Origin of the sequence: Enterobacter cloacae complex sp. 372C4, from assembly GCF_050030615.1 — a bacterium.
GTDB classification, from domain to species: Bacteria; Pseudomonadota; Gammaproteobacteria; order Enterobacterales; family Enterobacteriaceae; genus Enterobacter; species Enterobacter intestinihominis.
Genome location: NZ_JBLGUQ010000001.1, coordinates 1,909,373 through 1,922,291, shown reverse-complemented (window position 1 = coordinate 1,922,291; position 12,919 = coordinate 1,909,373). Strand labels below are relative to the sequence as shown.

13 protein-coding genes and 1 rRNA gene are annotated in these 12,919 nt (G+C 52.2%); 8 read left to right on the top strand and 6 right to left on the bottom strand.

Annotation, left to right across the window (positions count from 1 at the left end):
- Positions 1 to 61 precede the first annotated feature (61 nt).
- A 5S ribosomal RNA gene (gene rrf / locus ACQG11_RS09235) occupies positions 62 to 177 on the top strand.
- Positions 178 to 276: 99 nt separating this feature from the next.
- On the opposite strand, the gene mobB is transcribed toward rrf, so the two are convergent.
- Both mobB and mobA read right to left on the bottom strand, forming a co-directional pair.
- Complete coding sequence (gene mobB / locus ACQG11_RS09230; protein ID WP_022649861.1) at positions 277 to 780, bottom strand: molybdopterin-guanine dinucleotide biosynthesis protein MobB; 504 nt, start codon at positions 778 to 780, stop codon at positions 277 to 279.
- The gene (gene mobA / locus ACQG11_RS09225) at positions 777 to 1,361 is read right to left on the bottom strand and encodes a molybdenum cofactor guanylyltransferase MobA (protein ID WP_426728322.1); all 585 of its coding nucleotides are present in this window, start codon (positions 1,359 to 1,361) and stop codon (positions 777 to 779) included. Before mobA ends, mobB begins: the two co-directional genes overlap by 4 nt.
- Before the next feature lie 68 nt (positions 1,362 to 1,429).
- On the opposite strand from mobA, the gene ACQG11_RS09220 reads away from it, so the two are divergent.
- The 3 genes from ACQG11_RS09220 to dsbA all read left to right on the top strand — a co-directional run bounded on the left by ACQG11_RS09220 (position 1,430) and on the right by dsbA (position 3,412).
- Positions 1,430 to 1,699 carry a YihD family protein gene (locus ACQG11_RS09220; protein WP_003861904.1) on the top strand — a complete coding sequence of 90 codons (270 nt, stop codon included), beginning with the start codon at positions 1,430 to 1,432 and terminating at the stop codon, positions 1,697 to 1,699.
- A 75-nt stretch (positions 1,700 to 1,774) separates the two neighbouring features.
- Positions 1,775 to 2,761 (top strand): serine/threonine protein kinase, encoded by a 987-nt coding sequence (locus ACQG11_RS09215; RefSeq protein WP_022649859.1) that lies wholly within the window; start codon positions 1,775 to 1,777, stop codon positions 2,759 to 2,761.
- Positions 2,762 to 2,788: 27 nt separating this feature from the next.
- Positions 2,789 to 3,412: a thiol:disulfide interchange protein DsbA gene (dsbA, locus tag ACQG11_RS09210; protein ID WP_022649858.1), complete on the top strand. Its 624-nt coding sequence runs from the start codon at positions 2,789 to 2,791 to the stop codon at positions 3,410 to 3,412.
- Between the two features lie 21 nt (positions 3,413 to 3,433).
- Here the strand turns inward: dsbA and ACQG11_RS09205 are convergent, their stop codons facing one another.
- A complete protein-coding gene (locus tag ACQG11_RS09205; protein ID WP_022649857.1) occupies positions 3,434 to 4,342 on the bottom strand; it encodes an acyltransferase in 909 nt (302 codons plus the stop codon).
- Positions 4,343 to 4,781: 439 nt separating this feature from the next.
- On the opposite strand from ACQG11_RS09205, the gene polA reads away from it, so the two are divergent.
- Entirely contained in the window at positions 4,782 to 7,574 is a 2,793-nt protein-coding gene (gene polA / locus ACQG11_RS09200) for a DNA polymerase I (RefSeq protein ID WP_022649856.1), read from the top strand.
- Positions 7,575 to 7,885: 311 nt separating this feature from the next.
- Here polA and yihA read toward each other — a convergent pair whose 3' ends face one another.
- Complete coding sequence (yihA, locus tag ACQG11_RS09195) at positions 7,886 to 8,515, bottom strand: ribosome biogenesis GTP-binding protein YihA/YsxC (RefSeq protein ID WP_003861913.1); 630 nt, start codon at positions 8,513 to 8,515, stop codon at positions 7,886 to 7,888.
- Between the two features lie 191 nt (positions 8,516 to 8,706).
- Here yihA and ACQG11_RS09190 point away from each other — a divergent pair, with 191 nt between their 5' ends.
- From ACQG11_RS09190 to hemN, 3 genes are all read left to right on the top strand, one after another.
- The gene (locus tag ACQG11_RS09190; RefSeq protein WP_022649855.1) at positions 8,707 to 8,934 is read left to right on the top strand and encodes a hypothetical protein; all 228 of its coding nucleotides are present in this window, start codon (positions 8,707 to 8,709) and stop codon (positions 8,932 to 8,934) included.
- Between the two features lie 161 nt (positions 8,935 to 9,095).
- Positions 9,096 to 9,611: a Der GTPase-activating protein YihI gene (gene yihI / locus ACQG11_RS09185; protein WP_022649854.1), complete on the top strand. Its 516-nt coding sequence runs from the start codon at positions 9,096 to 9,098 to the stop codon at positions 9,609 to 9,611.
- Positions 9,612 to 9,799: 188 nt separating this feature from the next.
- The gene (hemN, locus tag ACQG11_RS09180) at positions 9,800 to 11,173 is read left to right on the top strand and encodes an oxygen-independent coproporphyrinogen III oxidase (protein ID WP_032626916.1); all 1,374 of its coding nucleotides are present in this window, start codon (positions 9,800 to 9,802) and stop codon (positions 11,171 to 11,173) included.
- Between the two features lie 100 nt (positions 11,174 to 11,273).
- Here hemN and ACQG11_RS09175 read toward each other — a convergent pair whose 3' ends face one another.
- Complete coding sequence (locus ACQG11_RS09175; protein WP_017382667.1) at positions 11,274 to 11,384, bottom strand: YshB family small membrane protein; 111 nt, start codon at positions 11,382 to 11,384, stop codon at positions 11,274 to 11,276.
- Positions 11,385 to 11,495: 111 nt separating this feature from the next.
- Entirely contained in the window at positions 11,496 to 12,908 is a 1,413-nt protein-coding gene (glnG, locus tag ACQG11_RS09170) for a nitrogen regulation protein NR(I) (protein ID WP_022649852.1), read from the bottom strand.
- Between the last annotated feature and the right edge of the window lie 11 nt (positions 12,909 to 12,919).

The window sequence follows — 12,919 nt, the reverse complement described above, 5'->3', positions numbered from 1 at the left end:
GAAGCTGTTTCGGCGAAGAGACAGACACGATTTTCAGCCTGATACAGATTAACAGAATTTGCCTGGCGGCTTTAGCGCGGTGGTCCCACCTGACCCCATGCCGAACTCAGAAGTGAAACGCCGTAGCGCCGATGGTAGTGTGGGGTCTCCCCATGTGAGAGTAGGGAACTGCCAGGCATCAAACAAGTGAAGAGGCCATCCGCAAGGATGGCCTTTTTGCGTTTGTACGTCGAAAAACGATAGGCCGGGTCAGGCGAAGCCGTCACCCGGCAGCTTTCAGACTGCACACCACGCCAAAATAAACTCTGCAATCCCCTCCACATTATTCAAATCCAGAACCGGTACTTCCAGCGTCAACGCAGCGTCACTGGCCACAGCAATCACATGTTCATCCAGCGTTAACTCACTTACATCATGCCCGGCACCGTTTCTGAACAGCAGGATCTTCGCAACAGCCTCGTGCTTAAACCCCTCAACCAGCACCAGATCCAGCGTGGAATGATCCATCCGGCTGACAAGATAAGCGAGATCCAGCGGTGCTTCATCCGGAGTTTCTGTCATTAACGCCCAGCGCTGGTTACTCGCCACCATCGTTTGTGCAGCGCCAGCCTTACGCAGCTCATAGCTATCTTTCCCCGGCTTATCGACATCCATGTTATGGTGCGTGTGCTTAATCAATCCGGGACGAATACCTTTAGCGCAAAGTGCAGGTATCAGCTTTTTTAGCAGCGTAGTCTTCCCGGTGCCGCTCCAGGCAGAGATCGCTAATACGGGTATCATTTCTTCTCCTGCATCATCTGCAAATCTTCCGTCGTGTTTACATTCACAAACGCCGATTTCATGTCGCTGAAATCAACGGAATGCCCTCCTGACTGGCGCATAAATACCATGACGCGTCGCTCTCCTGCGGCCAGGTAATCTTCCAGCGCAGATATTAACGAGCGATTAATCAATGCGATCGTCGGATGGTCGCGTTCGCCGTCGTGTACCCAGACGACGGAAGCACCCTCGCACCGCTGCACCAGACGTTCAACCAGACAGGACGGGATGAAGGGCGTATCACATGAACAAAAGAGAAACCACTCTCCGTGCGACTGCTGCATAACGGAAAGCATTCCCGCCAGCGGGCCGGGGTAGTCCACAAGCTTATCCTGATAAACCGGATATCCACTGCGCTGATAAATATCAACATGTCGGTTAGCGCTGATCGCCATCGACGACACCTGATTTGCCAGGGTATCAGCAACATGCTGCCATAAGGGGGTGTTGTTCAGGAGCTGAAGACCTTTATCTTTTCCGCCCATTCGCGTTGCCCTGCCTCCGGCAAGAACGACCCCGATGATTTCCTGGCATTGATTCACGAATATCGCCTCTTTTATTGTGGGATTGACCCTGCTAACGTATCTCTCTAAATGAAAGGAGCACTACCATGAAATGTAAACGTCTTAATGAAGTCATTGAGCTTCTCCAGCCGGCCTGGCAAAAAGAGCCAGAGCTGAATCTGATGCAATTTTTACAGAAACTGGCGAAAGAGTCAGGTTTTGATGGCGAACTGGCAGACCTTTCTGACGACATCCTGATCTACCACCTCAAAATGCGTGACTCGGCTAAAGATGCTGTTATTCCTGGTATTCAGAAAGATTATGAAGAGGATTTTAAAACCGCATTACTGCGCGCCCGAGGCGTAATTAAAGAGTAAAAGCTTGTAAGCGGAGCCACCGAAATCGCCACAAGATGATATCCTGAATCATTCGTATAATTTCCGGATGATCGGATGAACGACCAGGCTTTTACTTTCCAGACACTACACCCGGATACCATTATGGATGCGCTGTTCGAGCAGGGTATTCGGGTGGATTCCGGGTTAACCCCTTTAAACAGCTACGAAAACCGTGTCTACCAATTTCAGGACGAAGAGCGCCAGCGCTTTGTCGTAAAGTTTTACCGGCCACAGCGCTGGTCCGCAGAACAAATTCAGGAAGAGCATCAGTTTGCCCACGATCTGCTGGATGACGATGTTCCCGTTGCGGCACCGCTCAAATTTAATAACCAAACGCTGCTGACCCATCAGGGTTTTTACTACGCGGTATTTCCGAGCCTGGGCGGAAGACAGTTTGAGGCAGATAATATCGATCAGATGGAATGGGTTGCCCGTTATCTGGGGCGCATTCATCAGACGGGACGTAAAAAATCGTTTGTTGCCCGACCGACGATTGGTGTTCAGGAATATCTTATTGAGCCGCGAGAGGTATTCGAAACATCGGCGCTGATCCCAAAGGCGCTTAAGGATAATTTCCTCACGGCGACCGATAAGCTTATTGATGCTGTAAAAGCCTGCTGGCGGGATGATATTACCGCTCTACGCCTGCACGGTGACTGCCACGCCGGGAATATTCTCTGGCGCGACGGCCCGCTATTTGTCGATCTTGATGACGCTCGTATGGGACCTGCGGTGCAGGATCTGTGGATGCTGCTCAACGGTGATAAAGCCGAGCAGCGCATGCAGCTTGAGACCATAATTGAAGCTTATGAAGAATTTAGCCCCTTTAATTCAGACGAAATTGCCCTGATAGAGCCTTTACGTGCGATGCGATTTGTTTATTATCTCGCGTGGTTAATCAGGCGTTGGGAAGACCCGGCTTTTCCCCGAAATTTCCCCTGGCTTACCGGGGAGGATTACTGGCGCAACCAGATATCCACATTTACCGAGCAGGTTAAGGTTCTACAGGAACCCCCTCTGCAATTAACGCCGATGTATTAATTGGACACACCCAGGAGAGAGTTAATCATGAAAAAAATTTGGCTGGCGCTGGCTGGTATGATTCTGGCATTTAGCGCAACTGCTGCGCAGTTTACCGACGGCAAGCAGTACATTACGCTGGACAAGCCTGTAGCTGGCGAGCCTCAGGTGCTGGAGTTCTTCTCCTTCTACTGCCCGCACTGCTACGAGTTTGAGCAGGTACTTCATGTTTCTGACAACGTGAAGAAAAAGCTGCCGGAAGGCACCAAAATGACGAAATACCACGTTGAGTTCCTTGGCCCATTGGGTAAAGATCTGACTCAGGCATGGGCGGTTGCGATTGCGCTGGGTGTGGAAGATAAGATCACCGCGCCTATGTTTGAAGCCGTACAGAAAACCCAGACCGTACAAACTACGGCAGATATCCGTAAAGTGTTTGTTGATGCCGGTGTGAAAGGTGAAGACTACGACGCTGCCTGGAACAGTTTTGTGGTGAAATCTCTCGTGGCACAGCAGGAAAAAGCTGCCGCTGACTTCCAGTTGCAGGGCGTGCCAGCGATGTATGTTAACGGTAAATACCAGGTAAATATGCGTGGTATGGACACCACCAGTATGGATATCTTCGTACAACAGTACGCTGATACCGTGAAACACCTGGTTGAGATGAAGTAACAAACATAAAGAAAACGCCGGTCATTGACCGGCGTTTTTGTATGAAGATTTTAACTCCGCTATCTGTTCGTCTTTCTCTTTCCAGAGTGTATTGAGCCAAAGCTGGAAACGACGTTTGAAGTTTTTATCGTTAACGTAATCACCGTGCAGTTCCGTATCGATGGGCAACAGATCAACGCGGACTACGATACGCGTCAGCTTGCCGCTGAGCATATCGTAGAACGGCGTCCTGTCGTTTTCCGGATAGCAGAGCGTTACGTTCAACAATTTATCAAACTGCTCACCCAGCACGTTGAGGGCCATTGCGATACCCGCTGCCTTTGGCGGCAACAGGTGCTGATACGGAGAGCGAGTCTGCTGGCGCTTCTCTTCGGTAAAGCGCGAACCTTCGACGAAATTAACTATGGTGGTGGGATGCGCGCGAAACTTCTCGCAAGAACGGCGCGTAGTTTCCACGTCCATACCGCGGCGTTCCGGATGACGAATCAGATAGCTGCGTGAATAGCGTTTCATAAACGGCATATCCAGCGCCCAGCAGGCCAGACCAATGAAAGGCACCCATGCCAGTTGCTGTTTCAGAAAGTATTTGTTCATCGGAATATGTTTGCGAAACAGCACGCACAATACAACGATGTCGGCCCAGCTGTGATGATTGCAGATCAGCAGATACCAGTTCTTTTTATTCAGCTTCTCAAGGCCCTGAACGTCCCACTTTAACCAGGGGTTCAGATACAACAGGATCGCCAGCCCTTCACACCAGCAGTACATCATAAAATTACAAAAAGCAGACACTGCACGCCATACCGGAGGGACGGGCAGCAGGAGCTTAATTATTCCGGCAACGATGATTGGCACAGAACAGGCGATGGTAACCAGAATAGTTAAAATGACGCTTAGCAATAAGGTTATCGCAGCGAGTATTTTCGACATAATGAATTTTTTCAGATAGTTAGCTGTAATTAAGCAGCCGGCTATCCGGTGCTGGGCGCCGATCTTATCAGATATTGGCCCAGACCAGGGCGCTTTCGCACGAAGAGGCTGCGGCTTTTCCTGCCATGCAGCGAAATTTTCTATATAGACAGGGTGCTTACGTCTTATATCCACATAGACTAAATAACCATCAGCGGGGTGGGATCTTAAGTGATCTAATTTCAACTAATTGATTTTATTTGATAAATAAGTTTTCAGTATCAGTTTTATAGAACTGTTATTCACCTGTATTAAAAATATGCACAAACTTATCCACAGTTTGTTTTTGCGATCGATCTTCACGATCGCAAAATCTTTTTCTGTATAAAGCGCTAAAACCTGATGTTTTCATCCTTCTGTGGCATCCTTTACCCATAAATTAATTAAAGGCACGGACATTATGGTTCAGATCCCAGAAAACCCACTTATACTCGTCGATGGCTCTTCTTACCTTTATCGGGCGTATCATGCGTTTCCTCCTCTGACCAACAGCGCAGGGGAACCTACCGGCGCAATGTACGGCGTGCTGAATATGCTACGCAGCCTGATTCTGCAATACCACCCAACCCATGCGGCCGTGGTGTTTGATGCGAAGGGGAAAACCTTCCGCGATGAATTATTTGAGCATTACAAATCTCACCGTCCTCCCATGCCTGACGATCTGCGTGCGCAGATTGAACCGCTGCACGCTATGGTCAAAGCGATGGGGCTGCCTTTGCTGGCTGTCTCGGGCGTTGAGGCTGACGACGTTATTGGCACCCTGGCGCGCGAAGCTGAAAAGGCTGGCCGCCCGGTGCTGATCAGTACCGGTGATAAAGACATGGCGCAGCTGGTAACACCTGGGATCACGCTGATTAATACCATGACCAATACCATTCTTGGCCCGGAAGAAGTGGTTGCCAAATATGGCGTGCCGCCAGAACTCATTATTGATTTCCTCGCCCTGATGGGGGATTCCTCGGATAACATCCCTGGCGTGCCGGGCGTGGGCGAAAAAACAGCTCAGGCGCTGCTGCAAGGGTTAGGTGGGTTGGATACGCTGTACGCTGAGTCCGACAAAATTGCCGGACTTACCTTCCGTGGTGCAAAAACCATGGCCGGAAAGCTCGCCGATAACAAAGAGGTGGCTTACCTCTCTTATCAGTTAGCCACCATCAAAACCGACGTCGAGCTGGAACTTACCTGCGACCAGCTTGAAGTGCAGGAACCCGCCGCAGAAGAACTGCTTGGCCTGTTCAGAAAATACGAATTTAAACGCTGGACCACGGATGTCGAAGCCGGGAAATGGCTTCAGGCGAAAGGGGCAAAAGCTGCGGCGAAGCCGAAAGAAACTATTGTTGTCGATGCCGAAGAGCAGGCAGAAGAAGAAGCGGCAGCGCTCTCATTCGATAACTATGAAACCATCCTTGAAGAGTCGCAGCTCGTCGCCTGGATTGAAAAGCTGAAAAAAGCACCGGTATTTGCGTTCGATACCGAAACGGACAGTCTCGATAACATATCTGCCAATATGGTGGGCCTGTCATTCGCGACGGAGCCGGGTATGGCAGCCTATGTTCCGGTAGCGCATGACTATCTGGATGCGCCGGAGCAGATCTCGCGCGAGCGCACCTTAGAACTGCTGAAGCCGATTCTGGAAGACGAGAAAGCGCTGAAGGTCGGGCAAAACCTGAAGTACGACCGCGGTATTCTGCAAAACTACGGCATTGAACTGCGTGGTATCGCTTTTGACACCATGCTGGAATCTTACATTCTGGACAGCGTGGCGGGCCGCCATGATATGGATTCCTTATCCGATCGTTGGCTGAAACACAAAACCATCACCTTTGAAGAAATTGCCGGTAAGGGCAAAAATCAGCTGACCTTTAACCAGATCGCGCTGGAAGAAGCAGGCCGCTACGCCGCGGAAGACGCTGATGTTACGCTACAGCTGCATCTCAAAATGTGGCCGAAATTGCAGAAGCACGAAGGGCCGCTGAATGTTTTCCAGAACATTGAGATGCCGCTGGTGCCTGTGCTGTCCCGCATTGAGCGTAACGGCGTCAAAATCGACCCAACGGTGCTGCATAATCACTCTGGCGAGCTGGCGCAGCGCCTGACCGAGCTTGAACAGAAAGCGCATGAGCTTGCTGGAGAGGCATTTAACCTGTCGTCACCGAAACAGCTGCAAACCATCCTGTTTGAAAAGCAGGGTATTAAACCGCTGAAGAAAACGCCGGGCGGCGCGCCTTCAACCTCTGAAGAGGTGCTGGAAGAGCTGGCGCTGGACTATCCGCTGCCAAAAGTTATCCTGCAGTACCGTGGTCTGGCGAAGCTGAAATCGACCTATACCGACAAACTGCCGTTGATGATCAACCCGAAAACGGGTCGCGTGCACACCTCCTATCACCAGGCTGTAGCGGCGACCGGGCGACTTTCGTCAACCGATCCTAACCTGCAAAACATTCCGGTGCGTAATGAAGAGGGCCGCCGTATACGCCAGGCTTTCATTGCCCCAGAGGATTATCTGATTGTCTCCGCAGACTACTCGCAAATCGAACTGCGTATTATGGCGCACCTGTCGCGTGACAAAGGCCTGCTGACGGCATTTGCCGAAGGGAAGGATATCCACCGGGCGACAGCTGCCGAAGTGTTTGGCCTGCCGCTGGACAGCGTGACAAACGAACAGCGTCGTAGCGCAAAAGCGATTAACTTTGGCCTTATTTACGGCATGAGCGCATTTGGCCTATCACGCCAGCTCAACATTCCGCGTAAAGAGTCGCAGAAGTATATGGATCTCTACTTTGAGCGCTATCCGGGCGTGCTGGAATATATGGAGCGTACCCGCGCGCAGGCGAAAGAGAAAGGCTACGTTGAAACGCTGGATGGCCGTCGTCTTTACCTTCCGGACATCAAATCCAGCAACGCCGCGCGCCGTGCTGGCGCTGAACGTGCTGCTATCAATGCCCCGATGCAGGGCACTGCGGCAGATATCATCAAACGCGCGATGATCGCCGTTGATGCCTGGCTGGAAAAAGAGAAACCGCGCGTGAAAATGATCATGCAGGTACACGATGAACTGGTATTTGAAGTCCATAAAGACGACCTGGAAAAGGTCTCTCAGAAGATCCATGAACTGATGGAAAACAGCATGAAGCTGGACGTTCCGTTGCTGGTGGAAGTGGGTAGCGGCGAAAACTGGGATCAGGCTCACTAAGCGTTATCGGAATAACGCGCGTTTTATGTAAGTAAGCAACATAAGTACGCGCGTTTTGTGACGATCATTAGAATTCCCTATGTAAAGAATGAAAAAAAACTACAAAAAGTGCTTTTTCAAGAGACAAAAAAAGAGTAGAGTTAACGACGTAGGGTACAGAGGTAAGATGTTCTATCTTTCAGACCTTTTACTTCACGTAATCGGATTTGGCTGAATATTTTAGCCGCCCCAGTCAGTAATGACTGGGGCGTTTTTTATTGCGGGAAGGAAAGTTTCGGGCGAAAAAAACGCGGTCATCGCCGCGCCTGTTGTTACTCTGCTTCCGCTTCTGTCGCCGGTTCCAGATCGTTAAACCAGCTGTCTAGCTTCTGTCGCAGTTTGTCCACACCCTGCTTTTTCAGCGAGGAGAACGGTTCAACCTGTACATCACCGTTGAATGCCAGCACCGCTTCACGCACCTTGTTCACCTGCGCCTTGCGCGCGCCGCTCGCCAGCTTATCCGCTTTTGTCAGCAGCACCAGCACCGCAATATCGCTTGCCACCGCCCAGTCAATCATCTGCTGGTCGAGATCTTTTAGCGGGTGTCGAATATCCATCAGCACCACCAGACCTTTCAGACACATGCGTTTTTCCAGGTATTCACCCAGCGCACGCTGCCATTTGATCTTCATCTCTTCCGGTACCTGCGCGTAACCGTAGCCCGGTAAATCGACCAGGCGTTTGCCTTCAGCCACTTCAAACAGGTTAATCAGCTGAGTACGGCCAGGTGTTTTTGAGGTACGCGCCAGGTTTTTCTGATTGGTCAGCGTATTCAGGGCGCTGGATTTTCCCGCATTGGAGCGGCCAGCAAATGCCACTTCAATCCCTGTGTCTGAGGGCAGGTGGCGAATATCGGGCGCACTGGTGACAAAATGCGTCTGTTGGTAGTTCCAGGTAGTCACGTGGTCGTCTCCAAAAATCGTAATCTGCGGGGGATTATACCTGAATGCGGGCAAAAGGCTTTTCCCTTCGTCATTGACGTGTAAGTGAAAGCCCTACGGAATGTAAGAGATCTGCCCTTAAGCGTATGAGAAATTTAAGAGAAATCGCAGGCGCTAAAAAACTCAAAATATTAAAATTCAAAGAGTTATTAATGAGTAATTATCTGAAAATTCGGTTTAGTACCTTTTCGTTGCTTGTTAGTTTAAGAGAACAAGGTAAAGTGTGCGTCAAGGCGAGGATGCCAGCAGGAAAACGACTTAAGGATAAGGGTCAGGAGCGCCAGGAGGCGAAGACTCAGGATTGTCAGGACGACCGGCGCCTGGAGGCGTTTTTAACAGGAAACGGAACCGTATCACGGACGGTAGTAGCCAAGGGATAAACAGGGTTTGTTGAAGGCAAACAGGGAATGTCTGACCCGTTAAGGGTTGTGAGTCAGGAAAAAAGGCGACAGATTGCTCTGTCGCCTTTTTTCTTTGCTTGCTTTCTGCTAGATTTCGCCGCAATTCTATACTGAAGAAAACGACTTAAAGATAAAACATCATGAAAAAACCGACCTCCGCTGCGGGCGCGAAACGCCCTGCAAAAGCACGCCGCAAAACGCGCGAAGAACTCAATCAGGAAGCGCGCGATCGCAAACGCGATAAAAAGCATCGTGGCCATACTGCGGGTAGCCGTGCTAATGGTGGCGGTGCCGCAGGCGCTTCTGCAAAAGGCAAACAGCAGAAAGATCCTCGTATCGGCAGTAAAACTCCCATTCCACTGGGCGTGACAGACACGCCGGTCACTAAGCAGCACAAACCAAAGAGCGAGAAACCTATGCTTTCACCGCAGGCTGAGCTGGATATGCTGGAGAACGATGAGCGCCTGGATGCGCTGCTGGAACGTCTTGAAGAGGGTGAAACCCTGACCGCTGAAGAGCAGTCCTGGGTAGATGCCAAACTGGATCGCATTGATGAACTGATGCAGAAGCTGGGTCTGTCCTACGATGATGAAGAAGACGAAGAGGAAGACGAAAAGCAGGAAGATATGATGCGTCTGCTGAAAGGTGGAAACTAACATTTGCACCCGGCAGGTACACTCGTCCTGCTTATAACCCTTCCGGTTATATGTTATCTGGTGTGGTTATTCGTTAAACTACGGCGGTTGTCGCGGCGACAGAAGTGGCTGCGCACCCGAATGATGGCCCGCAACGGGACCAGAACGGGCCGCCGTATACGAACGCGACACCAACGGAAGGAGTGAGCATGTCTGTACCATCTATCGACTGGGATTTGGCCCTGATCCAGAAATATAACTATTCCGGGCCGCGTTATACCTCATACCCCACCGCGCTGGAGTTTTCTGACGCTTTCGGCGAGGCGGATTTTCAGCATGCTGTGGCGCGCTATCCCGAGCGCCCGCTGTCGCTCTACGTCCATATTCCGTTCTGCCACAAGCTCTGCTACTTCTGCGGCTGCAATAAAATCGTTACCCGCCAGCAGCACAAAGCCGATCAATACCTCGATGCGCTTGAACAGGAAATTCTGCACCGCGCACCGCTGTTTAAAGGCCGTCACGTCAGCCAGCTTCACTGGGGCGGCGGTACGCCAACTTATCTGAACAAAGCGCAGATCAGCCGCCTGATGGCGCTTCTGCGCGGCAATTTCAGTTTTAACCACGACGCTGAAATTTCGATCGAGGTCGATCCGCGTGAAATCGAGCTGGATGTGCTGGATCATTTACGCGCCGAAGGCTTCAACCGCCTGAGTATGGGTGTACAAGACTTCAACAAAGAAGTACAGCGCCTGGTCAACCGCGAGCAGGATGAAGCGTTTATCTTTGCCTTACTCAACCATGCGCGTGAAATCGGCTTTACCTCAACGAATATAGACCTGATTTACGGCCTGCCGAAGCAGACGCCGGAGAGCTTCGCCTACACGCTTAAACGCGTGGCTGAGCTCAACCCGGACCGTCTGAGCGTCTTTAACTATGCGCACCTGCCGACGCTGTTCGCCGCGCAGCGCAAAATCAAAGATGCGGATCTGCCTTCCGCCCAGCAGAAGCTGGACATTTTGCAGGAGACCATCGCCTCGCTGACCGAAACCGGCTATCAGTTTATCGGGATGGATCACTTTGCCCGCCCTGACGACGAACTGGCGATTGCCCAGCGCGAAGGTGTTCTCCACCGTAACTTCCAGGGATACACCACCCAGGGAGATACCGATCTGCTCGGAATGGGTGTCTCCGCTATCAGCATGATTGGCGACTGCTACGCCCAGAACCAAAAAGAGCTGAAGCTGTATTACCAGCAGGTTGATGAAACGGGCAACGCGCTGTGGCGCGGCATTGCGTTAACGCGCGACGACTGCATCCGTCGTGATGTGATTAAGGCGCTTATCTGCAACTTCCGTCTCGAATTCCGCGAGGTGGAGTCGCAATGGGATCTGCAATTCAGCGATTACTTTGCCGAAGACCTGAAGCTTCTTGCGCCGCTGGCGAAGGACGGGCTGGTGGATGTGTCGGAGAGCGCGGTGGTCGTCACGCCGAAGGGGCGTCTGTTGATTCGTAATATCTGCATGTGCTTCGATGCCTATCTGCGCCAGAAAGCGCGTTTACAGCAGTTCTCGCGCGTGATTTAAGTTGCAATGCCGGATGGCGCTTCGCTTACCCGGCCTACAACTCGCACTTATGTAGGCCGGGTAAGGCGAAGCCGCCACCCGGCTTTTCATCGACAGCTCGTTAGCTAAACAGCCCAACCAGTGCCGCACACAATACCGCCGCAACGGCAGTTTGTGGCGTGTGGCTTTCTGCTGCACCGCTCGAAAGCAAGGTCACTAATGATTCCAGCATGATGCACCCCTCCAGTTTCCGGGCACGATCATACAAAACTCATCGGAACAGTAAAGCGCAAAATAACGGCACTTTGCGCTCAATTAGTAACCTTTACACAGCGGAGTAAGATCACTCCATTCCCAGCTCTTTCAGCTTGCGCGTGAGGGTGTTTCGACCCCATCCCAACAGGCGAGCCGCTTCCTGTTTGTGGCCCTGGGTATGACGAAGCGCGGTGGTCAACAGCGTGCGCTCCATTTCAGGCTGTGCTTCAGAAAGCAAGTTTTGATGACCGGAACGCAGCGCGCGATCTGCCCACTGCGCCAGCAGCGTTGCCCAGCTGTCCGGCAGCGTATGTCCTGCGGTGCTCTCGGGCACGGTGGCTTCAAACAGTTCTGCTGGTAAATCCTGAATCAGCACTTCCTGGCCGGCGGCCATCACCGTCAGCCAGCGACAGGTGTTTTCCAGCTGACGCACGTTGCCCGGCCACGCCAGACGGGTGAGGGCGGCATCCGTTTCCGGATGAAGCTGCTTGGCTTCCACGCCCAGCTCGCGGGCCGCCACCTGCAGGAAATGGCGCGCCAGACGCGGGATATCTTCCCGACGCTCGCGCAGCGGCGGCAGGTGGACGCGGATCACGTTCAGACGATGGAATAAATCCTCACGGAATTTCCCCTCTTGTACGCGCAGCTCCAGGTTCTGGTGCGTCGCGGCGATAATGCGTACGTCCACCTTCACCGGCGCATACCCGCCCACGCGGTAAAACTGTCCATCTGCCAGCACGCGCAACAGTCGGGTCTGTACATCCAGCGGCATATCGCCGATTTCATCCAGGAAAAGCGTGCCGCCGTCAGCCTGTTCAAAGCGTCCCTGACGAATGGTATTGGCTCCGGTAAATGCCCCTTTTTCGTGGCCGAACAGCTCAGATTCAATTAAATCCTTAGGGATCGCTGCCATGTTCAGGGCGATAAAGGGGGCTTTCGCCCGCGGGCTGTGGCGATGCAGGGCGTGTGCGACCAACTCTTTACCGGTCCCTGATTCACCGTTAATCAAGACGCTGATAGACGAACGCGACAGACGCCCGATGATGCGAAACACGTCCTGCATGGCTGGCGCTTCACCGATGATGTCCGTCGTTGGTCCAAAGTCGGGGGCATTGCGGGGCTGCTGTTGCTCCTGATAGTGGCTGATAGCGCGCTCAACCAGCGCAACGGCTTCGTCGATATCAAACGGTTTTGGCAGGTAATCAAACGCGCCCTGCTGGTACGCGCTGACGGCAGCATCCAGGTCGGAGTGGGCGGTCATTATGATGACCGGAAGCATAGGGTGGCGCTGTTTGATCTGCTTTAAGAGCGCCAGTCCGTCCATTCCCGGCATGCGAATATCCGAGAGCAGAACGTCCGGCGTTTTGGTGGTGAGTGCGTCGAGCACCTCGCTGCCACTCTCAAACGTCGTGCAGCTTAATCCCGCTCCTGTGAGCGCGCGTTCAAGCACCCAACGGATGGAGCTATCGTCATCGACTACCCAGACTATCCCTCGTTGCATAAACGTCACCT

Excerpts from the sequence above, each read along its gene's own strand:
- mobB (WP_022649861.1), bottom strand. The coding sequence starts at position 780 with ATGATACCCGTATTAGCGATCTCTGCCTGGAGCGGCACCGGGAAGACT.
- ACQG11_RS09220 (WP_003861904.1), top strand. The coding sequence starts at position 1,430 with ATGAAATGTAAACGTCTTAATGAAGTCATTGAGCTTCTCCAGCCGGCC.
- ACQG11_RS09215 (WP_022649859.1), top strand. The coding sequence starts at position 1,775 with ATGAACGACCAGGCTTTTACTTTCCAGACACTACACCCGGATACCATT.
- dsbA (WP_022649858.1), top strand. The coding sequence starts at position 2,789 with ATGAAAAAAATTTGGCTGGCGCTGGCTGGTATGATTCTGGCATTTAGC.
- ACQG11_RS09205 (WP_022649857.1), bottom strand. The coding sequence starts at position 4,342 with ATGTCGAAAATACTCGCTGCGATAACCTTATTGCTAAGCGTCATTTTA.
- polA (WP_022649856.1), top strand. The coding sequence starts at position 4,782 with ATGGTTCAGATCCCAGAAAACCCACTTATACTCGTCGATGGCTCTTCT.
- ACQG11_RS09190 (WP_022649855.1), top strand. The coding sequence starts at position 8,707 with ATGAGTAATTATCTGAAAATTCGGTTTAGTACCTTTTCGTTGCTTGTT.
- yihI (WP_022649854.1), top strand. The coding sequence starts at position 9,096 with ATGAAAAAACCGACCTCCGCTGCGGGCGCGAAACGCCCTGCAAAAGCA.
- hemN (WP_032626916.1), top strand. The coding sequence starts at position 9,800 with ATGTCTGTACCATCTATCGACTGGGATTTGGCCCTGATCCAGAAATAT.
- ACQG11_RS09175 (WP_017382667.1), bottom strand. The coding sequence starts at position 11,384 with ATGCTGGAATCATTAGTGACCTTGCTTTCGAGCGGTGCAGCAGAAAGC.
- glnG (WP_022649852.1), bottom strand. The coding sequence starts at position 12,908 with ATGCAACGAGGGATAGTCTGGGTAGTCGATGACGATAGCTCCATCCGT.